The sequence below is a fragment of the Ignavibacteriales bacterium genome, assembly GCA_020635255.1.
In the GTDB taxonomy this organism is placed as follows: Bacteria; Bacteroidota; Ignavibacteria; order Tepidaquicellales; family Tepidaquicellaceae; genus JAEYVS01.
Window position 1 is genome coordinate 153,800 of sequence record JACKAC010000003.1, and the last position, 26,584, is coordinate 180,383.

Annotated in this window: 24 protein-coding genes; 11 read left to right on the forward strand and 13 right to left on the reverse strand. The window is 42.9% G+C overall.

The window, feature by feature from the left end:
* The first annotated feature begins 60 nt into the window (after nucleotides 1-60).
* Together H6614_13210 and H6614_13215 are read left to right on the forward strand one after the other, a co-directional pair.
* A complete protein-coding gene (locus tag H6614_13210) occupies nucleotides 61-1,404 on the forward strand; it encodes a hypothetical protein (protein ID MCB9244628.1) in 1,344 nt (447 codons plus the stop codon).
* Nucleotides 1,405-1,501: 97 nt separating this feature from the next.
* Nucleotides 1,502-2,251, forward strand: a complete 750-nt coding sequence (locus H6614_13215) for a hypothetical protein (protein ID MCB9244629.1) — start codon at nucleotides 1,502-1,504, stop codon at nucleotides 2,249-2,251.
* Here H6614_13215 and H6614_13220 read toward each other — a convergent pair whose 3' ends face one another.
* Nucleotides 2,252-3,106 carry a hypothetical protein gene (locus H6614_13220; protein ID MCB9244630.1) on the reverse strand — a complete coding sequence of 285 codons (855 nt, stop codon included), beginning with the start codon at nucleotides 3,104-3,106 and terminating at the stop codon, nucleotides 2,252-2,254.
* Between the two features lie 151 nt (nucleotides 3,107-3,257).
* Between H6614_13220 and H6614_13225 the strand changes: the two genes are divergently transcribed.
* Nucleotides 3,258-4,004: an SH3 domain-containing protein gene (locus tag H6614_13225; protein MCB9244631.1), complete on the forward strand. Its 747-nt coding sequence runs from the start codon at nucleotides 3,258-3,260 to the stop codon at nucleotides 4,002-4,004.
* A gap of 1 nt (nucleotide 4,005) precedes the next feature.
* On the opposite strand, the gene H6614_13230 is transcribed toward H6614_13225, so the two are convergent.
* Nucleotides 4,006-4,368 (reverse strand): hypothetical protein, encoded by a 363-nt coding sequence (locus H6614_13230; protein MCB9244632.1) that lies wholly within the window; start codon nucleotides 4,366-4,368, stop codon nucleotides 4,006-4,008.
* A gap of 114 nt (nucleotides 4,369-4,482) precedes the next feature.
* On the opposite strand from H6614_13230, the gene H6614_13235 reads away from it, so the two are divergent.
* Together H6614_13235 and H6614_13240 are read left to right on the forward strand one after the other, a co-directional pair.
* The gene (locus H6614_13235) at nucleotides 4,483-5,055 is read left to right on the forward strand and encodes a TetR/AcrR family transcriptional regulator (GenBank protein MCB9244633.1); all 573 of its coding nucleotides are present in this window, start codon (nucleotides 4,483-4,485) and stop codon (nucleotides 5,053-5,055) included.
* Between the two features lie 82 nt (nucleotides 5,056-5,137).
* Entirely contained in the window at nucleotides 5,138-6,121 is a 984-nt protein-coding gene (locus H6614_13240) for an aldo/keto reductase (GenBank protein ID MCB9244634.1), read from the forward strand.
* Between the two features lie 34 nt (nucleotides 6,122-6,155).
* Here H6614_13240 and H6614_13245 read toward each other — a convergent pair whose 3' ends face one another.
* From H6614_13245 to dnaA, 11 genes are all read right to left on the reverse strand, one after another.
* Nucleotides 6,156-7,592 carry a serine hydrolase gene (locus tag H6614_13245; GenBank protein MCB9244635.1) on the reverse strand — a complete coding sequence of 479 codons (1,437 nt, stop codon included), beginning with the start codon at nucleotides 7,590-7,592 and terminating at the stop codon, nucleotides 6,156-6,158.
* A 69-nt stretch (nucleotides 7,593-7,661) separates the two neighbouring features.
* Nucleotides 7,662-8,030: a hypothetical protein gene (locus H6614_13250; protein MCB9244636.1), complete on the reverse strand. Its 369-nt coding sequence runs from the start codon at nucleotides 8,028-8,030 to the stop codon at nucleotides 7,662-7,664.
* Between the two features lie 215 nt (nucleotides 8,031-8,245).
* A complete protein-coding gene (locus H6614_13255) occupies nucleotides 8,246-9,019 on the reverse strand; it encodes a hypothetical protein (protein ID MCB9244637.1) in 774 nt (257 codons plus the stop codon).
* Between the two features lie 3 nt (nucleotides 9,020-9,022).
* Nucleotides 9,023-9,490, reverse strand: a complete 468-nt coding sequence (locus H6614_13260) for a hypothetical protein (protein ID MCB9244638.1) — start codon at nucleotides 9,488-9,490, stop codon at nucleotides 9,023-9,025.
* On the reverse strand, nucleotides 9,490-10,002 hold the full coding sequence (locus H6614_13265; protein MCB9244639.1) for a hypothetical protein: 513 nt from the start codon (nucleotides 10,000-10,002) through the stop codon (nucleotides 9,490-9,492). Before H6614_13265 ends, H6614_13260 begins: the two co-directional genes overlap by 1 nt.
* Nucleotides 10,003-10,148: 146 nt before the next feature.
* Nucleotides 10,149-12,125: a tetratricopeptide repeat protein gene (locus tag H6614_13270; GenBank protein MCB9244640.1), complete on the reverse strand. Its 1,977-nt coding sequence runs from the start codon at nucleotides 12,123-12,125 to the stop codon at nucleotides 10,149-10,151.
* Nucleotides 12,126-12,440, reverse strand: coding sequence for a hypothetical protein (locus tag H6614_13275; GenBank protein MCB9244641.1), 315 nt, complete (start codon nucleotides 12,438-12,440; stop codon nucleotides 12,126-12,128).
* Nucleotides 12,441-12,468: 28 nt separating this feature from the next.
* On the reverse strand, nucleotides 12,469-13,773 hold the full coding sequence (locus H6614_13280; protein MCB9244642.1) for a tetratricopeptide repeat protein: 1,305 nt from the start codon (nucleotides 13,771-13,773) through the stop codon (nucleotides 12,469-12,471).
* A 10-nt stretch (nucleotides 13,774-13,783) separates the two neighbouring features.
* Complete coding sequence (locus tag H6614_13285) at nucleotides 13,784-14,245, reverse strand: hypothetical protein (GenBank protein MCB9244643.1); 462 nt, start codon at nucleotides 14,243-14,245, stop codon at nucleotides 13,784-13,786.
* 130 nt (nucleotides 14,246-14,375) lie between these two features.
* Complete coding sequence (gene recN / locus H6614_13290) at nucleotides 14,376-16,082, reverse strand: DNA repair protein RecN (protein MCB9244644.1); 1,707 nt, start codon at nucleotides 16,080-16,082, stop codon at nucleotides 14,376-14,378.
* Between the two features lie 333 nt (nucleotides 16,083-16,415).
* Nucleotides 16,416-17,951: a chromosomal replication initiator protein DnaA gene (dnaA, locus tag H6614_13295; protein MCB9244645.1), complete on the reverse strand. Its 1,536-nt coding sequence runs from the start codon at nucleotides 17,949-17,951 to the stop codon at nucleotides 16,416-16,418.
* A 406-nt stretch (nucleotides 17,952-18,357) separates the two neighbouring features.
* On the opposite strand from dnaA, the gene alr reads away from it, so the two are divergent.
* The 6 genes from alr (at nucleotide 18,358) to H6614_13325 (ending at nucleotide 26,548) form a co-directional block, all read left to right on the forward strand.
* Nucleotides 18,358-19,518, forward strand: coding sequence for an alanine racemase (gene alr / locus H6614_13300; protein ID MCB9244646.1), 1,161 nt, complete (start codon nucleotides 18,358-18,360; stop codon nucleotides 19,516-19,518).
* Nucleotides 19,519-19,602: 84 nt separating this feature from the next.
* On the forward strand, nucleotides 19,603-21,687 hold the full coding sequence (locus H6614_13305) for a hypothetical protein (protein MCB9244647.1): 2,085 nt from the start codon (nucleotides 19,603-19,605) through the stop codon (nucleotides 21,685-21,687).
* Between the two features lie 9 nt (nucleotides 21,688-21,696).
* Nucleotides 21,697-22,794, forward strand: a complete 1,098-nt coding sequence (locus H6614_13310; protein ID MCB9244648.1) for a mannose-1-phosphate guanylyltransferase — start codon at nucleotides 21,697-21,699, stop codon at nucleotides 22,792-22,794.
* Between the two features lie 3 nt (nucleotides 22,795-22,797).
* Entirely contained in the window at nucleotides 22,798-23,196 is a 399-nt protein-coding gene (gene mce / locus H6614_13315; protein MCB9244649.1) for a methylmalonyl-CoA epimerase, read from the forward strand.
* A 39-nt stretch (nucleotides 23,197-23,235) separates the two neighbouring features.
* On the forward strand, nucleotides 23,236-25,182 hold the full coding sequence (locus H6614_13320) for an excinuclease ABC subunit C (protein ID MCB9244650.1): 1,947 nt from the start codon (nucleotides 23,236-23,238) through the stop codon (nucleotides 25,180-25,182).
* Complete coding sequence (locus H6614_13325) at nucleotides 25,175-26,548, forward strand: hypothetical protein (protein MCB9244651.1); 1,374 nt, start codon at nucleotides 25,175-25,177, stop codon at nucleotides 26,546-26,548. Before H6614_13320 ends, H6614_13325 begins: the two co-directional genes overlap by 8 nt.
* Nucleotides 26,549-26,584: the final 36 nt, after the last annotated feature.

The following is a 26,584-nucleotide window of genomic DNA, read 5'->3' on the forward strand; positions in this document are numbered from 1 at the left end:
ATTACTTTATTTAAGTAAAATTACTATCTTTTGACTATTCCAAAAATTAAAAACACTTAAATGACAAAGGGCATCTTTACCGCATTATTGTTTTTAGTATTGTCTGGTCAGATCTATTCCCAGGCAAAGGAGGATTGGATGAATCTTTATACTACCAAAGGGCAGCTTAGCATGGATAAGGCTATGCTGATAGGAACCGACGCTAACGGCAACACTTATGTCACTGGGACATCCATGACCGATATGGCGCCGAATGAAGATATACTTACCGTTAAACTCGACAAAGATGGTAAGTTTGTCTGGGCGGCAATTTATAATGGGGACGGCAATTACAACGATGAGCCTCTCGACATGTTTGTAGATCCGCAGGGTAATGTGTACATCACGGGAGGAAGCACCGGCGCTAATAACACCGCTACGGATATGATAACAATAAAATATAACTCAGCCGGACAGGAACAATGGGTAGCCAGGTACAATGGAACTGCCGAAGGGCACCGTGAAGAGGGACGCTCTATTGCAGTTGACGCAAACGGTGATGTGTACGTTTTTGGTGTAGCCCCTCACATTGCCACGGACAATTCAGGCGACGACTTCGTATTGGTAAAATACAATTCCCTGGGACAGCAGCAGTGGGTGAAAGCTTATGATGAAGGAATCTCCTCGGGTGAAGGGATAGATATGGTTATAGACGGATCCGCAGTATATGTCACCGGTGCAAACGGAGGTCCTTCGTTCGATATTAAAACCATTAAATATGATAAAGATGGGAATATGCTCTGGGAAGCGGGCTACGACGGAGGAGGAAATGACATTCCTGTAGCAATTGCCGTAGATGGAACCGGCAACGTTATTGTAACGGGCGCTACACAACCCGCCAGCGGAAATTTTGATATCGTCACTATTAAATATAGTAGTTCGGGTCAGGAATTGTGGAAACACGTTTACGCAGGTACTGCTAATAAGCCCGACGAGCCAGTGGCGCTTTTAACGGACGCTTCCGGGAACGTTTACATGGCTGGTGTAGCAGTTACTAACAATAAAAAAGATTATCTGCTTATAAAATTTGCTCCGGATGGAACAGTCGTGTGGAGTTCACTCTTTGACGGAGGTTCTAATGGTGAAGACGTCGTAAGCGGAATGGTAATGGATTCAAACGGCGATGTTTTTCTCGTGGGTACTGCGTTCAAATTTGAAGTAAACCCTCTCCCAACTATGACAACTGTAAAATATGATAATAATGGCTCATTGCTATGGACCGCATTTGCCAGCTCTTTACCGGATCAGCCAAGCCACATTGATGCTGTAGGCATCGCTCTTACAAATGACGGTGTTGTCGTTACTGGGACCACCATGACAAACCCATCGGCGATCGACTACTGTACATTAAAGTATCCTAAATAATAAAACGAAAATTTTAGCCCGCTCCTCGCGGGCTTTTTTATTGAACTAAATTACACTCTCCTGCATATAATTCATAATTACTAATTAATTCCCATACATGAATAAATTATCTTTACTTTTTATTTTATTGTTAATAACTGGTTTAAGCCGGTCCGGCTATTGCGACTGGAAATATCAATTCAGCGAGGATCTGAATTCTGACGGCAAGAAAGAAAGCATCCTCGTTACTTTTACGGGACAGAACGAGCGCGATGAACACGATTATAAAATAACGATCGACGATGCTGTTTACGAAGGAAGATTCCCGTATGACGGGGTTGTATCTGCTGAGGTAGTGGACATTGATCTTCATGATAAACAAAAGGAATTGCTCCTTCGCTTCGACGGACAGACGGACGATGTAATAGATAATTATTTTATATACGATAACGGTATCGTAAAGATCGCCGAAATCCCCGGGAGCTCATATTCCGAAATTCCCGGCAACGGTGTGGTGACTATGAACGAGTGGATGGGCTTCTGGTCACGCGATAAGAAATATAAACTCGAAGGGAAGTACCTCGTTCCCGTAAGAGAAGAATATAAGCTCGATGTGGATTCCAAAGTCTCGAACATAATGGTACTCTACACAAACCCTTCGTATAGAGCTGAAGTATCGGCTTCGCTCCTGCAGGATATGATCATAAAACTAAAAGCCGTAAAGGTATTCAGCGACTCATGCACGACAAGTGATGGTTACACACACGAATGCGAGTGGTATTACATTGAAGCCGAAAACGGAGCAAGCGGGTGGATAGAGTATAACGACCTGATTCTGAGCACAATGGATCTTCCCTGGGCAGGATAGTTATTTTTCGGCAAGGTAATTTTGGAAGAAGAATAAGTTCCTGGATACTTCTCTGGCTCTGTCGATAGATTTTACATTTACAAAAATAGCATTGTACATATCAAGTATAAGCACCTTTGTTCCAAAAAGTGTTAAATAATATCTGTATCTGGTGGTGTCGTATTTGTCCTGCTCAGCGTAAATACTTTCCAATGCATTTTTGAGCTCATTAACTATTTCTTCCCGGCTATATACCTTATCCAGTGTAGTTATTGCAAAGCTTACTATATCATCGGTCTTTGCGAATATCCCGGGAAAAACATATTTCAGGCAGATCTCAAGTGCTTCTGCATACCTTCCCATTTTTTCAAAACACTTGCCCTTTTGAAGTATAAGAGTATAATGATTTTCCATTCCATCGTTTCCACAAGTTGTATGATATAAATGCGCCGTATCTGCTAAAACGTAGTTACTGAGAGCCTCCTCAAATCTTCCCTTCTCAAAGTTATACTCAGCCAGCTTAATGGCAGCTTTGTATAAATAATTCGAATAAATAAATGCATTATTATTTTCGTCCAGCAAATCTTCATCCTTATATTCCCCTTTCAAAAACATATTATATACACTCATTGAATAATCACGTTCTCCCAGATTCCCAAGCACTACAGCTTTTTTATACAGAGCCAGGGGATACATTGTGCTATTCTCGTAATTAAATACTATATCATTAAATTTGCTCAATGCTGTTTTGTAATCACCCTCCTTATAAGATTCGTTTGCTTCGCGCATTATGTTCATTGCCTCTTCTTGAGCAAATCCACCCAAAGGAGCCAAAAGGGCAAAAACAACAAATATTTTTAATAAGTATCTGCTCATAATTTAATATATTAATTTTTTGCATTATATAAAAACACCTTGTGCAAAGAGAACTAAACTGTATTTTTTTTGTATAATACAAAACCTTTTTAAATTAAATTATTTACCTTTTTTAAGTATTTTACAAGCAAGAGGAAATTAAACAAAATTCATGAAAAAATTTATTTTACTGGGCATTTTTACATTTTTTATCACTTCCCTTGGGTTTTCACAGCACATCGATACCTTGATCAATGCCGACATCAACCCTAACCGTAAAGTGGAGAGGATAGAAGTTAAGTTCGATCCTGAGGGCGGGTATGGATATATTTTGAAGGTCGATAACAAAGAATACAAAGGCGAATTGCTTAACGGCGACTATGCTTATGCCGCGCTTATAGATATGGACGACAGTGACGGTTACATAGAGATAGCAATCATTGATGTCGGACCGAGCGACGGTCACGACGCATACATGTTCCGCTTTGACGGAGACATAAAACCCCTCGGTACTATCAGCGGTATGTCACAGCCTGACCCCGTAGGAAATGGCATCGTCGAATCATTCTGGTGGATGGGCTTCTGGGGATTTAATAAACAATACAAGCTCAAAGACGGTAAGATCATTGAACTAACGAAAGAAATTTACCCGGTCAAAGACGTTGAAGCCACCGCAACCCAGACTTTTGAGCTCAGAGAGAGCAGGGATGAAAATTCCAAAGTAGCCGGCACAGTAAAGATTGGCGCTAATGTTAAATTCCTTGAAGCAGACATTACTCCCGTATGTATAAATTCGGCCGGCTATGAAGATGACGATGAATGCGATTGGTTCAGAGTTGTAACCGACGACGGCACGACAGGCTGGGTACAGTTAAAAGACTTCCGCGATAAGGTGGACGGGCTTATCTGGGCTGGATAAGTTATTTCCTTTCGTCCTCGATATCACTTAAATGAAATATGTGAAGTATGCGGTGAACTATCGGAGTTATGAATACCGCCACCCCGGTAAGGAACATCACTCCGCTGAATAAAGAGTAGCACCCTGCGAATATCTTCGCGGGGTCGTCCTCAAGCAGGTCTACCGGACCCATTCCTCCCAGTATCATTGATGCATTTAGAAAAGAATCTATCCAGCTGAGATGCGCCAGTTCATGATAACCAAATATGCCAATTAAGAGAGAAAAATTTACAATTAGAAAACCGGCAAGCACGCTGAATAACAGACGTTTGCCGAACTTCCTTTTGGAGGGGAGTTTGCGGCGAAATTTTATTGGTTTTTTCAAAACACGAGTAATTTTAATTCAACGAATATAACAAAATTCTTTTAATAATTATCTTTCTACCCAAAAGAAAAAAATTCACTTGACACTGAATGAACGTTCATTTATTTTTGTATTATGGTTACGACAGAAAAAGATAAAAAGGAAGCAATATTCAACGCCACCTTAAAACTTATCACTGAGAACGGCTTTGACGCTACACCTATGTCTGCTATCGCAAAGGAAGCCGATGTTGCCGCAGGTACGATATATACGTATTTCGAAAATAAGGAAGAGCTGATAAATAAGCTCTATCTTAAGCTGAAAGAAAAACTCACCAATGCCGTTACAGAAGGCTACAAACCCGGGCTCTCCATCAGGGTTGCAATGGAGCTTTTCTGGAATAATTATGTACAATTTTTCCTTAAAAATCCTATGGATTTTAGGTTTTTTGAGCAATTCACCAGCTCACCATATATTAATAAATACACTAAAGAAGAAGGACTTCGAATATTTCATCCTGTGCTCGAGCTCTTCGAAAAAGCTAAAGCCGAGAAGGCGATCAAGGATCTGCCCAACGATATTATACTGGCGCATTTCTTTGCTCCAGTCAAAAGCCTGATCGCTTTACATGTAAATAATAATTTCAACCTTAACGACAGCAACTTAAACTCAGTTTTCCAGGCATCCTGGGATTCTTTAAAAAGCTAATTGTATTCGCCGGCTACAAGCCGGTATTTTTATGTCTAATTTATGAATGAACATTCATTTAATTTAAACCAAGGAGTAGAAAATGAAAACTAGGAAGTTAGGACACAGTGACATTGAAGTTTCTGCGATTGGGCTTGGTACTATGGGCATGTCCGAATTTTACGGACAGACCAACGAGGAAGAGTCTATCAAAACGATCCACACCGCTCTGGATAATGGAGTTAATTTTTTTGATACCTCTGACATGTACGGTATCGGGCATAACGAGACTCTGCTGGGAAAAGCCATCAAGGACAGAAGAGATGAAGCCGTCATCGCGACTAAGTTTGGTGTGCTGAGAAACGCTGAGACGCGGGGCTTTGCGGGTGTAAGCGGCAAGCCGGAATACGTTAAGCAGTCTTGTGAGGGAAGCTTGAAACGCCTCGGTATCGATACGATCGATCTGTATTACCAGCATAGGATAGACCTGGAGGTACCCGTCGAGGAAACTATCGGCGCTATGGCAGAGCTGGTCAAAGAAGGAAAGGTCCGCTGCCTCGGGATCTCTGAAGCATCAGCGGATACTCTCCGAAGAGCGAATTCGGTTCACCCGATCAGCGCGCTTCAGTCGGAGTACTCTCTCTGGACCAGGGAGATCGAAGATGACATCCTGCCAACCGCCAGGGAGCTTGGAGTTTCACTTGTGGCGTACAGTCCTCTTGGCAGAGGATTCCTTACGGGAAAATATAAAAAGATAGAGGACTTTGACGAAAATGATTACAGGAGAAGTTCGCCGAGGTTTATGGGTGACAATTTCCAGAAAAATCTCGACCTCGTAGCAAAGATCGAAGAGGTCGCGAACGAATTAAAATGCACGCCTTCTCAGGTTGCTCTTGCATGGGTTCTCGCTCAGGGTGACGACATTATTCCGATACCCGGCACAAAAAGGGTAAAGTATCTTCTTGAAAACATAGCTGCAGTAGATATTGACCTGATGCCCGATGAAATGGAAAGTATTGACAACATTGCCAATGAAGTTATGGGAACACGGTATCCCGAAGCCAGCATGAAAACCGTGAGCAGATAAGAACATAAAAGACCCGGTTCTGCCGGGTCTTTTATTACTTCAAAATTACCATCTTCCTCGTTCCTGCCGGTTCTCCATCGACTTGTAGGGAATAATAATAAACTCCTGAACTTAAATTCCCGCCGTCGAATGTATAGCTGTATGTTCCCGGGGAAAACTCCCCCTCGACAAGATTGGCAACTTCCTGCCCCAGGGAATCATAAACCTTAAGTGATATGAAGCTCTTATTCAAAGGTATATCGAACTTTATCTGTGTCGTCGGATTGAACGGGTTCGGGTAGTTTTGATATAGATTATATTTATCCGGTATCTCCGTCGAGATCTGCTGTATCCCTATCCCGCCAAGCGATTCGAGCGGGTTGATTATTTTCAGCATCTCTATTGCGTAGCTATCCACAGCGTCTGTCGAATTCGACAGCACTACCACCCCTGTTCTCGTTAGAGGGAGCCAGCAGATAAATGTGGAATACCCCGCTGTAGCTCCGTCCTTCCATATCCTTTTTTCGGAAGACTTGTCTTTATATAGGTAATTCATCTGCCAGGCAAGCCCCTGCCAGCTTGTATTATTGTAAGCATATCTCCTCTCGAGATGAAGTGTGTCCAGCAATTTATTCATGCTCGGCTTATTCCCAAAGCCTATCTGGTATCTTAGGTATCTCATCATATCCTTCATGCACGAATAGTGACCGCCCGCCCCGTAAAAAGCCGGTGACGTTGCCGCGGTATCTACATTCCCGTTTTTATGATTGTACCCCAGCGCGAGCCGTAACTTCATCTCGGGAGTCGGGAATACCCGCGTATCCGGCATTTCGAGCGAGTCCGCGATAACCCTGAGCGAAATTGAATCATATGGCTGGTGCATGACTATAGTTTCGATCACACCCAGTAGCCCGAAACCGTAATTTGAATACACCCAATGCGAACCCGGCTCATACGGCAATGTATAACTGTTCAAAAATTCATACATTTTCTGAACCGTATAGCCCGGCGGATTTACGTGATTCGATGGTTCATCCGGGAACCCCGAAATATGCATCGCAAGATCTCTGAGAGTAATGAACGTCGTGTCTCCGCTCAAAGAATCTACCCACACAGGAATATTCAAAGTGTCCGGCAGGTATTTGTTTATACGGTCATACAGCGTAACTGTCGCGATATTGTACTCCACAAGGAAAGCAAGTATCGTCGCGGCGAATGTTTTTCCTACCGAGCCTAATTTAAAAACAGTAAGCGAATCGGGAGCGGGAGAGCTTGTGTCCTTTCGTATATGTCCGTATCCGTAAAATTCCGGCACCGGCTCTATGCTCGGCGATGTCCTCTGCCTGAATATCCCTACCATCAATCCGACGTTATTCGGACGCGAAAGATACACATTCGCAACTGAATCGATCTTTTGCTTGATCGTATCCTGCGCCTGAGCTGATAAACTCAGGGCTAAAAGGACCAATAACAAAAGCATTAGCTTTCTCATAATTCTGCCATTTTGAGCTAAAATAAACGAAAATTACATCAAATAAAACACCACGAAAACCGCTTACCCCTACGATATCTTATCGTCATCGGCGACATCATGTATATGAAACTTCACTATCAGCCGGTGCATTATCGGCGCGACAAATACCGCGATCCCCGTCAGGAACATCACTCCGCTGAAAAGAGAGTACGCGCTCGCAAACAGCTTTGCGCCGTCGTCATCCAGTGATGCCACCGGACCCATTCCGCTGAGTATCATAGATGCATTCAATAGCGAATCCATCCAGTTCAAACCCGCCAGCATACGGTATCCCAAAATACCAACAAGCAAAGAGAACCCCAGAATGATCACACAATAAAACAAGCTCCCCATCAATCGCTTCCTGAATTTCTCGAATGAGATTAGTCTGTGACGGATAATGATTGGCTCTTCCATGTTTTATATTGTTAAAGTTAATGATTGTATTTGCTGGATAGAAATACCTGCAAAATGAGGATAAGTACAATAAATGGGTTGGAGTCCGGGTTTCCTGTTCCCGGCAAGGAAATACACCTGAGGTATGACGTGCAATAATATAAAGAATCGCTCATAGCAGGCAAAAAAAGAAGGTTCTTTAACCCCTACGAATACCTCTTAAAAATAGTTATTCTTTAGAAAGAAAAATAGTCCCCGGCAAAGGGATTGCTGTCGAGCCACTTTATACGCTCGTTCATCTGCCGCTCGTAAAACTCCTTCTTGTCCGGTACGTTCTCCATTAGAAAACCGTAGTACGCCTTGTAATAATCCTTGCCGGCATCCTTGTTAAAGCGTGCCTGCTTTTTGAGGTCCTTTGCCTTTGCTTCAGCAAGTTGGTTGATAACGTAATATTCCAGCGCCCTGATACGGTCATCGGGCTGGTAGGTATTTACAGATCCACAGCTGTCGCATTTTAAATTCACTGCCATAAAGGAATATACTTTTATGGGAAGCTCTGCTCCGCACTGAGTGCATCGGTGAAGCTTGTTCTCGTCGATGTGCCTCTGCACGTTCTCCAGTATCTTGTTCGCCGCGCGCGTATATGTGTTCACGTAATACTCGAAGAAGTCGTCGTTCATCTTGTATTTGAACTGCTCACCCTTCTTCTGCTGGGCTGACATTATGTCCCAGGGTGTGCCGAGGTTCTCCATCTCGGCGCGCATCTTGTTCCAGCCCTGATCCACCTTCTCAGAGAGTTCGGTTACCGTCTGGTTCTTTAGTCCGTTCAGTATGTTGTGTATGATAATGTTATCATATTGCAGTCCGTCTACGACGCCCTGCATCGGGGCTTCCGCCTGAGTAATAACGTCGTTGTAGCGGTCGTCCAGCTTCTTGAGATAGCCGTCCCACCTTTCGCTCAATGCGATGAACTCCGGTGAGTTCGCGTCGAACTTATTGAATAGTCCCATTTATTAGTTTTCCTTTACTTCGAATAGTTTGCTTCCGCAGAATAGACAATCGTCATACTGCATCTCTTCGAGGCGGGGTGCCCCGCAGTTCTTGCATGTCATTGTCTTGTGTTTCGCCGCCTGGAGACCCTGCGAATATTTTGCCGTGCCGGTTGCCGCATTCTGAAATATATCGCCCAATCCCGAAAATGGTTTGATCTTTTGATAATACTCCAGCACCTTGGCATCCATATTAAATCCGCTCGCCTCCTGAGGATACTTATTCATTATGATCTCATATACACGCCTGAGCTCTATCGGGAATGCGCCTCTCGTGATCTTCATTTCGGAATTAAGGAGCGCCTCCCTCTCATTGTCTGACAACGGCTGTGCGCCGTAAGAGGTCATCACCGTCTGCCATTCCGCATTCCCGCCTCTCTCCGAATGATATGCCGACGAGAATGCTTTTTCTATTTCTTCGTTAAAGCTCATTAGAATTCTATGTCTCCGTGTGATCCCTCACCTTTCATTGCCTCGTACTTTTGCCTGAACTCCGCGTCCAGCTGTGCCATCTTTGCTGCAAGTGAAAAATCTGACATCATCTGGCCTGTCCAGTAAGAGCTCACGTTGGAATAATCCGCTACCGTCATGCCGAAATCTTTCAGCACGTCCTGCGCGTCCCTTCCTTGCTTTCCTAATACGTCCTGTGCTACCATTGCTTCGACATACTTCTCGAATGGAATTGAATCTGCAGTAATGCCTGCTCCGCTTCCGAGGTTTCCTGTTGCAGTACTGTTAAATGCTGCGGCATACTTTTGCGAGATCGTAAATGATGTGTCATTGCTCATGCGTGTTGTCCATTCATTGTTCACCCTGTCCCACTTTGGCATGTCCATGCCGTAATCTTTTATTGCGTCTTCGGCTTTTGCGCCTGATGCAAGCTTTGCGTTTACTTCCGCCCATTGTTCTACGGAAACGCCTTCTACCGGATCTAAAATGCTCATTTTTATTGTGTTTAATTTTTGGTGTACTCTAACGAATTAGAATACAAAGATAGAGTGTTCCCTTTTTACAAACACGGAAATTTTTTACAGAATGTTACAGGATTGTTTCTTCTAAAGAAGTATCTGATTTTTATGGGATTATCTAGCTACTTCGACAGCTGGAATTCCAGCAAAAATGAGGTGCCTTTTCCCTCTTCGCTCTCGCACCATATCTTCCCGTTCATATCTTCGGTGAGTTTCTTGGCAATGGACAGTCCCAAACCGGTCGAACTTTCCCCGGCAGTTGGGCGCGCCGACAGGCGTGAAAATTTCTTGAAAAGCTTTTGCATGTCTTCCGGTGAGATACCGGGACCTTCATCTGTGACTACACACCTCGCTGTCGAGTCATTAGCTGAAAGCGAAAGTATAACTCTCTTACCCGGGTTAGAAAACTTAACGGCATTCGACACCAGGTTGTCGAGGATTTGCATTAAAGCATTCTTGTCGGCATTTATATTTATCTCCGCCGGGTTGCTGTTATATTCGAGAATTATTTTTTTGGAGTCAGCCCTGCTTGCAAACGAATCCGTAACGTACCGCGCTATCTTTGAAATATCTATTTCCCGCATATCGAGCTCGACCTTGCCTGCCTCTATGGTTGTAAATTCTAGGTAGTTCGTTATAAGTTCCGTCATTATCCGGGCGCTCACTTCTATGTCGTTAAACATCTCTTTGTATTCCGTTTCGGAAAATTGCTGGGGATTCACCCTGACCAGCTGAGCATAGCCCAGTACCGCGTTCAGCGGATTCTTAAGGTCGTGCGCTACCAGCGCCATAAAAGTGTTCTTTTCTTCGTTCATTTTCTGCAGGTTCTCGTTCAGCTCCTCCACCTGTTTAAGCGCCTTCTCCAATTCCTGCCCTCTTTTCTTTTGTGTCTCAGCTTCCTTTAGCGCTGTTTCTCTTTCGTACTTATATTGGAGATTCTTTATTTTCTCGTACATCTCTTTGTTAAAGATCTCGTTCTTCAGGTCGTAATACTTCTTAAAATACTCATGCGCCTTTTCGAAATCCAGAAGCCCCGAGTGGCATTCCGAGTAACACATATACGAATCCAGGATAAGGTCCTTCGCCTCTATTTCGTTCGCAATGGCAATTGCGTCATTTACCAGATGTATGGCGTCATAGTACTCCTTTTTCTGTGCGTATAGTTTTGCGTAGCTTAAATACAAATGCGCTTTGTAGTTTTTTTCTCTCGATGGCTCTAAAATTTCCTTTGCTTCGTTCAACACCTTCTCCGCTTCGTCGAGCTTCTCTTGCTTTATTAATACATCAGCAATGTTAATTTTGCAAATTGCCCCGTTGATCTTTTCTCCGATCTCATTATTGATGTCCAGCGCCTGGTTAAAATATTTTAGCGCCTGGTCATGACCCTCATTGTTCTCGCAGATAAGCCCGATGTTGTTCAGCGTAAGGGCTTCGTTGATCCTGTCTCCCAACTGTCTTTTCAAATCAAGGCTCTTCTTATAATACTCGATCGCCTCCTGTGTCTCGCCAAGCTGCATGTTGATAATAGCAACCCTGTTGTACATTGCAGAAAGGCGCGCCTTATTGCCTGTTAGTATAAAAAGATCGAGAGCTTTTAGATAATATTCTAGCGCTGTCGCGTGTTCATTTAACACATGATATGAATCGGCAACCTCTCCCATGGCTTCCCCCTTTAGCCTGTCCTCGCCAATCGATTCAAATATTTCGATACTCTTCAGTAAATAATCTATAGAGTCTCGTAACTTAAACAGCTTTTTGTACGCTTTCCCTATTCCGCGTATTGCCCGTCCACGACTGTATTCATCACCTACTTTTTCAAACTCAATAGATGCTTTTTCGAATGCACTTAACGCATCTTGAAATTTTGCAAGCTTGTCGTTAGCAAGCGCCTGGTTAAAAACTGCAAATGCCCTTCCTTTGTCGTAGCCTATCTTTTCCGATGTATCCAGAGCAACCTGCGCCATTGACAGAGATTTCTCCGGATTATCTGAGCGGATATCATAAGCCATCCGGTTTAATATATCAACCTTTTCCTCAAAATCTTCCCTGGAGGAGCCGCGTTCGGCAAGCTTGCTTTTTATTTCTTCAAAATCTATCATTTACCCTTCTGCGTCGTTTTCTGCTTCCATACCAATTACCTGGTCAGAACCGGATTTTGGGTCGGTATAATGGATAAGGGTAGCTATAACTACTCTCCCCCCTCCCACAGGTACCGGTGTTCCCTTATCTGTAACCGGATCACCGTCAACATTTACTTCGGAAACAGCAGTCCCGGTTGGAATATCTGCATCCGACAAAACCGTAACTCCCTCAGCATCCGCATGCTGATCGTTCATAGACTGGTCATCTGCATACAAAACGTTGATGCCGTCTATTTCGTAAGAAGAATTATTAACAACGATAAAGTTAACCATGGTTTTAAGGTTTAGTTAATAAAAGTTTTTAAACTGCGGGAAGCTCGAGCACAAATGCGCTTCCCTTTCCAAGCATACTTTCACATCTTAACTTCCCCCCTACTAATTCTGCCAGATTCTTTGCTACCACTAAACCTACTCCTATCGGGTCCTCGACTCCGGGGTGGTCTACATCCGCATCACTTGATAATAGCTGTGATGCCTCTGCCTCGCTGATTCCGCCCCCCTCGTCTATTATCTCACACCTCACCAGTTCACCGTCGGGTGAGACGTAGGCGTAGATATTCTTTCCCGGAGGAGTAAACCTCACTGCATTGGAAATGAGATTATTTAATATTTGTAAAACAATCCTTTTGTCGGAATTTATTGGAATGATCTCTTTCGATGTCTTAAATATAGAGTTGATCCTTTTCGATTGTATCTTTGCCGAAGACTGCCTCATCGCGAGCGATACTATGTCCGGAAAATTAAATTCGCTCTTATTTAGTTCAAGCTTCCCCTCAGTCATCGCTTCGTACATATCGATATTGTTGACCAGCTCCGTTATCGTTAGAGCGCTCACTTCTATGTCATCCATCATCTCCGTTATCTCGTCAAACGATAGACTTGTATTTGCTTTGATATATTGAGAGTATCCGATTATTGAGGTTAGGTAATTCCTCACCCCTCGCGATATGGAGATGTGTTTTTTACCTGTCGTCGGTAGAATGCTCTCCTGTTTGGCTTCACTCTCCGCTTGCGGTTTAACTTGATCTTGTGGGTATTTCGTTAAAAGAGGTGCGTTATCGGCGATCACACTGCCAGCTTTTTCGTTCTCCCCCATATTCAGATACGATTCCGCAATTGTCCTTACTATTTCTGCTGTACCTTCGTCACCCTCGCCTTCCTTTAGCGAAAGAGCATCTTCATAATACTCCACCGCTTCGAGATATTCTTTCATTGAAAAATACAGCTTGGCAATGTTGAGCAGGACGATGTATTCGTGGTCCGCGTCACCGAGCGCCCTATACAGCGACAGTGCTTTTTCGTAATTACCCAGTGCCGCTTGGTTGTCACCTATTGCTTTGTTTGTAAATCCGAGGTTATTTAGAGATGCCGCTTCCCCGTAAAGATCTCCCGTCGTTTCAAATATCTCCGCGCTCCCGTTAAAACATTCTGTAGCCAGGCTGTACTCGCCCGCAGACCTGTACTCGTTGCCGAGCAATAGCAGTGCGTGTGCGAGAGATTCGGAGTCGCCGGAAGATTTAAACACTTCTGTAGAGTTCTTTAGCGTAACGATTCTTTCTTCAGGTCCGAGATTCGGGAGATTTTTTTCAAGGTCCTGGATCTTCACAAATGTTTATTTAGTAAGGTTTCTTTATCATGCTGAGTTGAGCCCACTCCTTTTCCTCCGCGCTGACCGCCGCATAACCGAGCACTCCGCCCGATGCGCGCGCTACCTGGTCCGCAAAAGTTAAATAGCTGTCGTACAACTCCTTCGCAAATTCCGCGTCGAGTTGAGGGAATACCTCGTTCAATTTTTTCAACTCTCCTGCAATTTGCTTATTCCTTTCAAGCGAATCTTCCGGTAAACTTTTCACATAATCGTTAAACGTATCGTCGAACAGCTTATCTACCTCGTAATAATAATCCTTCAAAATTGAATCGTTTTTCATGCTCCTGAAATGAGCTACTTTTTCTGCCCAGTCCTTCTCTGCATCGTCTATCTTGTGATCTGCTCCTGCTACCAATATTGCTATCAGCACAGGCGCCTCGATAAGCATTCTTTGTTCCTGCTCCGTAAGGTTTGCTAAATATGAAATCATGTATTTTAAGTGAATTTAAAAAGAATTTTCTAAAATTCAATTTAATCACTATAAAATTAATATTAAATTGAAAACAAGGGTATTGTCAACCCGGTATGCCAGACTGGGAGAGTTTTAATAAATCACTATGTTAACCTATCAATTCCCGCGCGCTCTTCTCTGCCGCTTCTGTGACTTTCTCACCGCTGATGAGTTTTGCCACCTCCTGTACCTTTTCATCTTCACTCAGCGTCTTAATATTAGTCACCGTTTCGTCGTCTTTATCCACCTTCTCGATGAGAAAATGCCTTTCGCTCATTGCCGCTATTTGGGGTAAGTGAGTAATCGATATGATCTGGTGTGAGTTTGCCAGCTTCTTCATTACCCTTCCTACCTTACCCGCTATTCTTCCGCTGATACCTGCATCTATTTCGTCAAAAACTAGTATTGGTACATGGTCTCTGCCTGAAAGTGATGCCTTTATTGCAAGCATTATTCTCGAAATTTCACCGCCGGAAGCTGACTTTCTGAGTGGCGTGAAATCCGATCCTTTGTTGATTTTTACCAAAAACTCAACATTATCTATGCCGCTCTTAGAAAGTACGATTTTTTCATTTTTAACCAAATAGGAAAAATTTTCCTGTTCATCACCTGCAATAACATTTGAAATATCTATTTTAAATTCCGCCGATTCCAATCCAACTTCATTAAGATATGTATTTACATCCTTCTCCAGCTCTATTGAGCTCTTCTTTCTTATTTTTGATAATTCCACCGCCCTTTTATAAACATCATCTTTTTGCGCCTCGACCCTCTTTTTAAGTTTTCCGAGCTCATAATCATAATTCTCAGTCATATCAAGCTCTTTCGATAATACCTCAGCTTTATCTACCAGCTCATCCACGGACATATTATACTTCTTTTTCAAAAAATTCAAACTTCCAAGCCTGTCCCTTATCTGCTCTACCCTCACAGGATCGAAATTTATTCCGCTCTTATAATTATTTAAAAAGTTTGATACTTCTTTTATTGTTATATATGAGCTTTCCAGATCCTCTGATAGCTTACCAAGATCGCTGTCATACTTTACCGCGTCCTTAAGCTCTTTTAATGCGATCGATACCGACGGATATACACTTTGTTCATCATCGTAAAGTATCTTTAATACCGTATCTATACTTTGAGCTATATTTTCGACATTCTCTACCTTACTTAATTCATTTTCCAGCTCCGGTTCTTCACCCTTCACCGGGTTCACATTGTTTATTTCACGTAGTTGAAATTCTATCACATCTCTTTTCTCGATCAGCTCGTCCTTACGTCTTGTAAGCTCCATATATTCGTTTACAAGCACTTTATACTCCTCGAACAGCCCTGAGTATTCCGGGAACACATCATTCGGTCCTATGAAGTTATCCAGTATCTTAATGTGAGTTTCTTTCTTTAGGAGCGACTGGTGTTCATTCTGTGAATGTATATCTATAATGATATCACCGAACTCCTTTAGATCGCTTAATTGGATGGGTGTATCGTTAATAAAATTTCTGCTCGTACCTTTTTGATTAAGCTCTCTCCTTATTATCACATAACCGTCATTATCATCTAGCTCTTTTGAAACAAGAAAGTCTCTTACTTCTTTATTTCTTCTAAAATCAAAACTTCCTTCTATTATTAATTTATCAGAGTTACTTCTTATTAATGAAAAATCAGCTCTCTCACCAAGTATCATTGACAGTGCATCGAGTATAATACTTTTTCCTGCCCCTGTTTCCCCTGTTAATATGTTTAAACCTTTATCGAACTCTATCTCGGCTTCTTTGATTATTAAATAATTCTTTATGTAAAGTTTCTCGATCAACTTTTCAACCTTTAGGAATATCTATATTGTATTTTAATATATAAAAAAATTAGAAACAGATATAGTCTTGTTAGTTATGTGGAAAATATCAAATAGTATTGATTTTTGGTATGAATAAAGGGGATTACCGTATCCCGTAATTCACATAGCATTGTTAAAAAACGCCGGCTCTTAAAAATTCGCAAAAATTCGGGGCGGATTTCCTGCGAATATTCTTAAATATGTTAATAAGCCGGTGCACAAAGAGCCTCTACTGACAAGATACTAACACAAACAAAAAACCTCCGCTTAAAAAGAGGAGGTCTGAAAATTTTTATACGATTTTTACAAACACTACATGTTTTTGATCTTCTCGATTATTCCCTCTACCTGTCTCTTTATCTCTATATCCCTCTTCATCTGATCCGATATCATCTTATGTGAATACAATACCGTTGCGTGGTCTTTTCCGCCGAAGTTCAACCCGATAGTTTCCAGCGTATTGTTCGTAAGTTCTTTTGCTAGGTACATAGCTACCTGCCTTGCAAATGCCACATCCTTTGTTCTTCTGCGTGATAGGATCTGGTTCTCGGAGATCTTGTAAAACTCTGAGACGTTGAATATGATATTCTCGATGGAAATGTGTCTGGAGCGTTTTACATTGCCTACAACACGGCTTATGACCTTCTCAGCCACATCTAGGGTTATCTGTCCTTTGTGAACGAGAGCGCTCTCAGCGATCATTCCTACGATACATCCCTCTATTGTTCGTATACTGTCCTTTACATTTGTTGCGATGTAGTGAATAATTTCTTCCGGTACCGATACACCTGCCGCTTCAAACTTCTTTTGCGTGATAGCGACTCTCATCTCCCAGTTCGGCGGTTGTATATCTACCGTAATGCCCCACTGGAATCTCGATATGAGCCTCTCCTCTATGCCCTTTATCTGGCTGATAGGTTTATCGCTCGAAAATATGATGTGTTTCTTTTCGTTGAATAAGGAGTTGAATATCTGGTACATAAAATCCTGAGTCTTTTCCTTACCGCTCAGGTTCTGAATATCGTCGAGAATAAGTACGTCCAGTGACTTGTAAAATGAATCCAGCTTCTTTGTACCGCCGGTATTGGATGAAAAATCTATCCTCTCTTTTGCTATCGATGTTGTGAACTGTGTCGTAAAGTCTGGTGCAGTAGTGTAATATATCTTCTTATCCGGAAATTTCTTCAGTATCTCATTGCCGATCGCCTGTACCAGGTGAGTCTTGCCGAGTCCAACTCCTCCGTAAACAAAGAACGGGTTGTATGTTCTGCCAGGATTGTTCGTAATTGCGTAAGCCGCCGCGGTTGCCAGCTCGTTGCTTTCACCTTTTATAAAATAATCGAATGTATTCTTTGGGTATAGGTTAGATGCGTATTCTTTTTTGCCTGTGATAATGTTAAAGTCATATGGGTCATCTGCGATTCGGTCCTCTTCTTCGGCGATTCTTATGCTTGTTCTCTCTGCGGGCGCTTCTTCGTGGATTCCCGGCGTGAATAGGTTCAGTTGGCTTACTTCGTACTTTAGCTTTCCGTTCTCGCCCAGTATACCGCTGTCGATTATGCGCGCGATCTGTGAATTGTAACGGCGCTCTATCATGCCGTAGTAATCTTCGCTCGGCACGGATACTGTTAATACCCCTTCTTTAAAACTTTTTGGTGTGATTACGGAGAACCAGGTGTTGATCTCTCCTTCTTTGATGGAATCCGATAGTAACTCTAAGAACTTTCCCCAAACCTGCTCCGCGTCTTTCTGCTCTACTGGTTTTGTGTCGGCTGGACTTACTTGGTTTTGGGCTCTACTGTCAAAAGGTTCGTTGATGTCATTTAGATTAGTAGAGTAACTTGCCACGATAAGAGGTTTAAATGTTTATTAACAATTCTTGATTACTTAAAATACTACTTTAAGTGAACGCATATTTCGTAAAGAAAAAAACCCTCATCCCGGCTGTTTTGTTAACACAGAGCCTAAGGGCTAAACAACAATTATTTCAAGGGGTTATGCTAATTGTACGGGGTTCTTAACAAGAGGTGTTAATAACTTTAGCTGAAATTTTTACCCAATAAAAATGCGATGTTAAGAACCGATGATTATTAACAAGTTGTTAACAGATACGAACTTGTAAATTTTAATATATAATATTAAACAAACTTGTTTACTTTGTCAAGATTTTGAACTCATTTTCTCCGCAATTTCGCACAAAAATGTGTACGGATTAATAAATATTTTTTCAAGACAGCTTTTACTAAGTTTGTAAATGAAAAAGAACAATTCCCCTTCAAACGGATACGATACTTATGCGGAGATTAATTTAAGGAATTTAAAGGACAATTTTAACATAATACGTAAAGCCTCCAATTTAAAAAATAAGTCCAAAAATACAAAGATCTGTGCTGTTGTTAAGGCAAATGCCTACGGGCACGGCATGACACGCATTGCCGAAGAGCTGATCGATTGCGGAGCGGATTATCTCGGTACTGCTTTTCTCACTGAATCGGTCGACCTTAGAGAATATCTCAGTTTGAAAATGAAAAACGCGAAGATACTTTGCCTTGGCGCGCTCACACTCGACACCGAACATTTCAAAGACGTAATTGAAAATGCCATTGAAGTTACAATAACAGATCTGAAATCTGCAAAGGCTCTCGATAAATACGCGGCCTTACAAAATAAAATCGTGAACGTTCACGTAAAGCTCGACACAGGGATGAACCGGATAGGATTCCTTGCAAAGGACGCGTACAAAGCTGTGAGCGAATTGAAGAAATTAAAAAATTTAAACCTGGTTGGCATATACTCTCACTACGCGACCGCCGAACAGCCGGGAAATTCATACTCGCTCAAACAATTGAAAACCTTCAAGGATGTCGTCTCGGAAATAGAAAGTAATATCCATAAATTCGAACTTAAGCATATAGAAAATTCCGGCGGAATACTTAATTTCCGCGATGATTTCTGCAATATGACGCGTCCCGGTATCATGCTCTACGGATACTACACCGACAGGACAAAGGTGAAAAAAGACATCGGCTTAAAGCCGGTGATGCGAATGGTATCGAAGGTTAGCCTCGTTAAAGAGCTGCCGAAAGGAGAGAGCATATCCTACGGCAGAAAATATACCACTACAAGGAAAACACGCATTGCGTCCATACCTATCGGTTACGGTGACGGCTACCCGCGCGCTCTTACGAATAAAGCAAAAGTCTTCATCAACAAAAAACTCTATCCTTCCGTCGGCACCGTGTGTATGGATTGGATTATGGCTGAGGTCGGAATGAAAGATAAAATTAATCCAAACGACAAAGTTATAATATTCGGTCCCGAATATACCGCCGACGATCTCGCAAAATTGATCGATACTATTCCATACGAGATAATTACGAATGTTTCCGACAGGGTAAAAAGGATTTACGTATAGAATATAATTCATTATTCCTATATTTAATAAATTTATTTCTCAAACTATCGACGCTTCCGTGAGAATACGGGGGATTCCTATTCCATGAAATACCTGGACTTTATACTTCAAAAATCGATTGATGATTTAAAGAGAGAGGGAGGCAACCGCCTCGACTACGATACCGTCGGCAAATATTTCGAGTACGTAAAAAAAGCCGGCGACACCCTGAAAGCCGTATATACCCTCATGCACATCGCAAAGATGAAAGATACGGCGGTGTACCTGGTATTCGTCCTTAAAAAAGTTGGCGAGGGCGCGGTGGATTTCGATACGCTTGAGGAAAACGCAAAAGAGGATTGCGAGTTCATAAAAAAAGAGCTAATAAAAAATTTCTCGCTGAGCGGTGACGCCGGTGAAGAACCCGAACTGAAAATACCGGAAATATCCGGCTCCGGCCTCTCCGAAATGATTAAAGAAAACAGATTTAAGGTTAAGCATGAGGACGACGCTTCCATTGCCGAAGAATTTTCCGAAAAAGAAATGTATGAAGACGATCTCACCGATGACTCTGAACAAATTACCGGGGATGAAGTAGAAGAAGATAACTCGGACGAGGAACTCCGCGTGACATTCGGCGACGAAGAATTTGAGCTGATAAGCAACAGCGAAGAGGGCGACGAAGGCTTCGAAATACTCGACACCACCAAACAACAAACCGAAAACGAAATTGAAACGGAAACCGTAAACGAAGAGACAGAAAACAAAATTGAATCTGAACCGAAGGTCGAAGAAAAAATTTCCGAAATATCCGACGAGCCGGAAGAAGAAATTTTACCCTACGAAGAAATGGAGGGCGAAGGTTTCGTAATTAGAAAAACTATCTCTTCGAGCGAAAAAAATCCGGAAGAAAAAATTTCTTCCGCCGAAGAGGAAGATTTTGACACCCTGGACGAGAAAACTGGTGAGATTGTTGTGGAGGAGGTAGTGCAGGAAGTCGTGGAAGAGGTGGTGATGACGGTGGAGGAGGATGTCGTGGAGGACGGAGCGCAAGTACCGGAGCAGGAAGTAACGGACGATATGGATAGGGAGGAGCAATTAGAAGAAACAGAGGAGGTCGCGGGGACCGTGATGAGCGGCGCTTCGGAGGACACCGACGAAGACGTCGAGCAAGAGCCCGTGGAGGATATAGGCACGGATGTGGATAAAGACGTGACGCCGGAGGAAATTTTGGAAGAAGAGGAAACGGAGATAGATCCGATCCCCGATCCCGAGGTAAGCGAGCAATACAAAGATTACGAAAGAACTTTATTCGAGGTTAACGAACTGCTCAAAGATTATTATCTCGATATCGAAGCGGTGCCGGAGGGAAGCTCCTCGCCGGATGGCGAGCCGGTAATATTCGGGAAGATATCCGAGCTGTGCGGTATAATGAGGAAGCGGTCCGACGCGATGTCGTTTTCGCTTATCTCGAATGTGTACGACTGCACAGGAAAAATTTTCAAAGAATATCTAAAAACAAACTCGCGCCCAAACGGCGAAGAGCTCGCATCACTGAACAAAGGAATACAACTCGTGGAGGGACTAATCAAAGGAGACGATCTGCCCGAAGCCGACGACATTCTTTTGTCGCTGGAAACTCTAAGAAAAAGCTTTAGTGATGCGCCGGTCACCGCGGAAAAAGCCGCAGACGCTAAAGACGAAGCCAAGCAGGAAGAGAAAAAAGAGAAAACCGAGCACAGAGAGCCGGCAAAAGTGTCCGCAAGCCTCAAGGAAAAGTATTCGAATTCCGAGCTGAGAGACAGCTTTAAACAGATGAAATTACAGATACAGGATCTCGAAAGCACTTTCCTCTCGCTGGATGAGATCGAGGGAGACTATCAGAATTACGAAGGACTTCGCACGCTGTCATCAACATTTCTGAATTTGAAAGAGATAATCAGGAGGGCTAAGATACTCGACCTCAAAGACGTCGCGAAGCTGTCGGAAGCAAGCTATGTGTTCATAAAGTTCATACAGAATTACAGGATGGATCCGTTCGATGAGGACATCCGTGAAATATTCAAATACATAATCTATAATTTCAAGGCGGCGGCTCTGGATAAGCCAAACGAAGATCTGGAAAAATTCATTTCATATCTCAACGACCCGGTAAAGATCTTTACGCAAAAAACAAAAAAAGGAAACTAAATCTATACTATGAACAATTATGCAGTAATAATGGCAGGCGGTGTGGGAACCAGATTTTGGCCGAAAGGCACTTCAAAATTACCAAAGCAATTCCTTAAGATCATACACGATTCTAACTCCATGATACAGGAGACGTACCAGAGGCTAACGGGGCTGGTACACAGCACGAAAGTATTTGTGGTGACGAACGTGATGTATAAGAACGACATAAAGAAACAGCTTCCACAGATACCGGACGAGAATATAATCTGTGAACCCTTCGGGAGGAACACCGCTCCGTGTATCGGGCTCGCTTGTTTATTCCTGAAGCAGTTCGACGAGAAGGCAAACGTGATTGTGCTTCCGTCGGACCACGTAATAGGCAACGTGGAAGAGTTTCAGCACGTGCTGAAGACGGGGCTGGCTTTTGTGAATGAGAACGGAGGTATAGTAACGCTCGGAATAAACCCGACAAAACCGGAGACGGGGTACGGCTACATACAATTCGACCTGGAAAAAATGGTACCCGTTGCAGTTGGTGATGAAAGGCACGAGAAGGTATTTAAGGTGAAAACATTCGCGGAGAAACCAAACCTGGACCTCGCGAAGGCGTTCATAGAGAGCGGAGATTTTCTTTGGAACAGCGGTATGTTTATTTTCCGTGTGGACACTATGATGAACGAGATACAAAGTTCACTCCCGGACATTTTCGAATCACTCATGCACCTTGAAGGATCGCTGATGGATAAGGACTTCGACAAAAAGCTGGAATTCGAATACTCAAAGATGAAGGGGATCTCGATAGACTACGGTGTGATGGAAAAGTCACACGAGGTATATACGATAAAGAGCGATTTCGGATGGAGCGACGTGGGTTCGTGGGATGAGATATACAACATTAAGGAAAAGGACGTCAACGGAAACGTAAAGGTCGGCAAGACGGTCACCATCGACACAAAGAACTGTCTCATTATTAACGATCAAAAGATAGCGGCGACGATCGGCGTGGAGGACCTGCTCATTATTGATACGGATAACGGGCTCCTCGTCTGCAAGCGCGGTGAATCACAAAAAGTAAAAGACGTCGTGGATTACCTGAGAAGAAAAGGCATGAACGATTATCTCTAAATTATGAAACTTGCTCACATAGGCATAGCGGTAAAGTCACTCGATGAATCGGTGCCGAACTACGAGAAGATATTCGGGGTAGAGGCATCGGAGGTCGAACATGTTGAAGAGCAAAAGGTGAACGTGCGCAAACTCCACCTGGACAACATGGACATCGAACTGCTCGAGGGTACTGCACCGGATTCACCGATATCGAAGTTCATCGAAAAACGCGGAGAAGGTGTTCACCACTGTTCATTCGAAGTGGACGACATCGTGAAGTCTCTTTCCGACGCAAAGAACAGCGGTATCGAGCTGATAAACGAAACTCCCCGCACCGGCGCGGACGATATGCTGATCGCTTTCCTTCACCCGAAATCCACCGGCGGGGTTCTCATCGAATACACACAGAAAAAGCATTAGGGAATAAATTCCTGTCCATATTTGTTATATTAATAGAGAATGGCAGATACCGACAAAAATAGTGAAATCCAGCCGGAAATAGCACTTTCTCCCGATCTGAAATCCAAACTTGAAAATCTTCCCGCGTCTCCGGGTGTCTATCAATTCAAGGACGCCAACGGAAGGGTATTATATGTGGGCAAGGCAAAGGTGCTCAGAAACCGTGTGAGATCTTATTTCCAATCGAGAGCCGTATCCAATACGAGGAGCGGAGCGGGATCGGCGCGCCTGGAACTGATGATAGGAAAGACCGCCGACATAGAGATCATCACGACGGATTCGGAAGTCGAAGCGCTCCTGCTAGAGATCACGCTGATACAAAAACTGAAACCGAAGTACAACGTTAACTTCAAAGATGATAAGTCATACCCGTACATAGTAATAACAAACGAACCATACCCGCGCATATTCCCGACGAGAAAGAAACGGTCGGACGGCTCGCGTTACTTCGGACCATACACTGACGTAAAGACGATGCGGTTCGCGCTGAAGGCGGTGCGTGATATTTTTATGATACGCTCGTGCAGTCTGAATCTCACCGACGAGAGCATCGCGGCGGGGAAGTTCAAAGTGTGCCTGGATTACCACATAAAGAAATGCGAAGGACCATGCGAAGCTCTGGTATCGAGGGCTGATTATAACGAGATGATAGACGAGGTCGCCAAGCTCCTGCAGGGAAAGACGCACACGCTGGTAAAGGAGCTCGAGAATAAAATGAATGCTTACTCGGAAGATATGAAATTCGAGAAAGCGGCGCAGATACGCGATAAGATAGACGCGATAGAGGTTTATTCGGAACGGCAGAAGATGGTGGATGAGGAGATAGTGGACCGGGACGTATTCGCCGTGGCGCGTGAAGACAATACGGGGTGCGGTATGGTGCTGAAGATACGCGACGGGAAGGTCGTGGGTAAGTCGCATTTTTATCTGAGCAACGTAATAGAAAAAAGCGACGCGGAGATACTGGAAAATTTTGTAACGACATATTATTCAAAGGCGGACTTTATCCCGGAGGAGATATTCCTGGAGACGGAGCTGGAGGACATGGACACGCTGAAGAAGTGGCTGGACGAACGCAGGGGATCGAAGGTGGATATAACAGTGCCGAAGATAGGCGATAAAGCGAAGTCGGTCAATATGGTGAAGAGCAACGCGATGTTCCTGCTGAAGGAACTGATACTGGCGAAGATGAAGAAGGAATTCATCCCGCCGTCGCTGGAAGCGCTGAAGCGCGACCTGCGCCTGACGAAGCTCCCGCGGAGGATAGAGTGTTTCGATATTTCGCACATACAGGGTACGGATACCGTTGCATCGATGGTGGTATTCGAAAACGCGGGTCCCAAGAAGACGGGTTACAGGAAGTTCAAACTCCGCGGTGTAGAGGGGGTCGTGGGGCGACCGGATGATTTTCTTTCGATGCGTGAGGTGATACACAGGCGATATAAAAAAGTCGTGGAAGCGGATTTCGAAACGGCGGAGAACCCCGACCAAAAAGCCGACAAAGACGAAGCGCTTGAAATGCCCGACCTGATAATAATAGACGGCGGTAAGGGACAGCTGAGCTCAGCGGTGAAGGTCCTTGACGACCTGGGCATCACGGGCCAGAACATAATCGGGCTGGCGAAACGGCTGGAGGAGGTTTACCTGCCGGGAGACAGCGACCCGCAGTCCATTCCGCACACGTCAAGCGGGCTGAGGTTGTTACAGCGGATAAGGGATGAGGCACACAGGTTCGCAATCACTTACCACAGATCGCTAAGGGAAAAGCGCACGATAACGACGGAGCTAACGGAGATAGAGGGCATCGGCGCGAAGACCGCGAACAAACTTCTGATAGAGTTCGGCTCCGTAGAGAACATAAAGGAAGTCCTGAAGACGAACTACTCGATGCTGGAAAAGTCCGCCGGAAAGAAAGTGGCGGCGAGGCTGAGGGAGTATTATGAGTGATAGAGTTCTAACATATGCAGATTTAATCAATATTATTAAAGTTGGTTTAGTTCCTTACCCATCAGAAAAATCTCAGGAATTTATCAATTTCGGATTAGCAAGTGAACTACTCAGGTATTATTTAGGAAATGAATGGGTAAACCAGAACTTGTTTGAAATGCATAAAGATGTATCAAAAAGAAACAGAACGGGAAGAAGTTTTTTTAAAACAGATGCAAAGATTCTTGAGGATAAATATAGACATGAACTTAAAGCAACAAGATTAGCTGAACATATCTTCAATTTACAATCTGTTGAAGGATTTGGAAAAACCTTAGAAGAAATTAAATCAGGTAAAGTAGAATCTTTGTTTGCTGAACTTGAATCGGGTGGGCAACTATTTAGAAATAATATAAAATTTAAATTCATACCTCCATCGGGATTAAAAGGTTGTGATTATGACATAGAGATAATAAATGAAAGCGGGGAAAATATTCTATGTGAGGTGAAGAATAAAATTGAATCAGCTTCACTTGAGAAAGGATCAATATTAAACCCTTTAAAAAACTCAAAAGCTCAATTGCCTAAAGGTAAACCCGCTTTAATCTTTTTAAAAATTCCGGAAAAATGGGTTAGCAATCCAGATATTAAAAATATAGTAGATAGTGCAATGGAAGATTTTTTTAGAAATACAGAAAGAATTATTGCTGTAGTTTTTAGATGGGAATTATTATATAAACTTGCTCAACAAGGAGTATTCTTTCCCACTATGTTTAAAATATATTGCAATAAAGAAAGTAAGTTTTATAATAGTTTTGCTCGCAAGTTGGTTTCAACTCTTGAAAATGATAAGGATATAGAGTGGAATAATTTTTCAAAGATTTCCCTAAAGCATGGGATATATTTGATAGACAGATTAATGGCCAATACTAATGTAATTTTAGGATTAGTTAATAACATTCCTCCAGAATTGATAACATACAAACCATCCGAAGATAAACTTTCAATTTTAGAGATAATAAATTTGTTAATCGACACAGAAAAGGAAGATTTTAAAAAGAAATTAAAAAAGGTTTTGGAAAAGGATAAAGAGGTTTTTTTCCCAGTTAATCCATTCAAGTGGGTAAAGAAAAGGAAATATAATCAAAGAAAATTATCTGAGTCTATAGAAAATTTTATTGAAGAGAGACAAAGTACTCTTAAATGGTTTCAAAGTTTAAGTTTCCCTAACTGGGATTCAATGGCGACAATTCCATCTGGTGGTAAAATTGTAGAAATTTCTGCTAGAAGGATTTTAGAGTTATGGGTTGGAAATGAATTACTCATGATATCTGAAATTATAAATAGAATGATTGGTTTCTTTGAAAGAAAACCAATGGAGGTTTAGGAAACTTTCCAACACCCAAATTTTGTTTATATTTGT

Bases quoted from the DNA above. Each gene is read 5' to 3' on its own strand.
- H6614_13210 (MCB9244628.1), top strand. From the start codon at position 61: ATGACAAAGGGCATCTTTACCGCATTATTGTTTTTAGTATTGTCTGGT.
- H6614_13215 (MCB9244629.1), top strand. From the start codon at position 1,502: ATGAATAAATTATCTTTACTTTTTATTTTATTGTTAATAACTGGTTTA.
- H6614_13220 (MCB9244630.1), bottom strand. From the start codon at position 3,106: ATGAGCAGATACTTATTAAAAATATTTGTTGTTTTTGCCCTTTTGGCT.
- H6614_13225 (MCB9244631.1), top strand. From the start codon at position 3,258: ATGAAAAAATTTATTTTACTGGGCATTTTTACATTTTTTATCACTTCC.
- H6614_13235 (MCB9244633.1), top strand. From the start codon at position 4,483: ATGGTTACGACAGAAAAAGATAAAAAGGAAGCAATATTCAACGCCACC.
- H6614_13240 (MCB9244634.1), top strand. From the start codon at position 5,138: ATGAAAACTAGGAAGTTAGGACACAGTGACATTGAAGTTTCTGCGATT.
- H6614_13245 (MCB9244635.1), bottom strand. From the start codon at position 7,592: ATGAGAAAGCTAATGCTTTTGTTATTGGTCCTTTTAGCCCTGAGTTTA.
- H6614_13250 (MCB9244636.1), bottom strand. From the start codon at position 8,030: ATGGAAGAGCCAATCATTATCCGTCACAGACTAATCTCATTCGAGAAA.
- H6614_13255 (MCB9244637.1), bottom strand. From the start codon at position 9,019: ATGGGACTATTCAATAAGTTCGACGCGAACTCACCGGAGTTCATCGCA.
- H6614_13260 (MCB9244638.1), bottom strand. From the start codon at position 9,490: ATGAGCTTTAACGAAGAAATAGAAAAAGCATTCTCGTCGGCATATCAT.
- H6614_13265 (MCB9244639.1), bottom strand. From the start codon at position 10,002: ATGAGCATTTTAGATCCGGTAGAAGGCGTTTCCGTAGAACAATGGGCG.
- H6614_13270 (MCB9244640.1), bottom strand. From the start codon at position 12,125: ATGATAGATTTTGAAGAAATAAAAAGCAAGCTTGCCGAACGCGGCTCC.
- H6614_13275 (MCB9244641.1), bottom strand. From the start codon at position 12,440: ATGGTTAACTTTATCGTTGTTAATAATTCTTCTTACGAAATAGACGGC.
- H6614_13285 (MCB9244643.1), bottom strand. From the start codon at position 14,245: ATGATTTCATATTTAGCAAACCTTACGGAGCAGGAACAAAGAATGCTT.
- alr (MCB9244646.1), top strand. From the start codon at position 18,358: ATGAAAAAGAACAATTCCCCTTCAAACGGATACGATACTTATGCGGAG.
- H6614_13305 (MCB9244647.1), top strand. From the start codon at position 19,603: ATGAAATACCTGGACTTTATACTTCAAAAATCGATTGATGATTTAAAG.
- H6614_13310 (MCB9244648.1), top strand. From the start codon at position 21,697: ATGAACAATTATGCAGTAATAATGGCAGGCGGTGTGGGAACCAGATTT.
- mce (MCB9244649.1), top strand. From the start codon at position 22,798: ATGAAACTTGCTCACATAGGCATAGCGGTAAAGTCACTCGATGAATCG.
- H6614_13320 (MCB9244650.1), top strand. From the start codon at position 23,236: ATGGCAGATACCGACAAAAATAGTGAAATCCAGCCGGAAATAGCACTT.
- H6614_13325 (MCB9244651.1), top strand. From the start codon at position 25,175: ATGAGTGATAGAGTTCTAACATATGCAGATTTAATCAATATTATTAAA.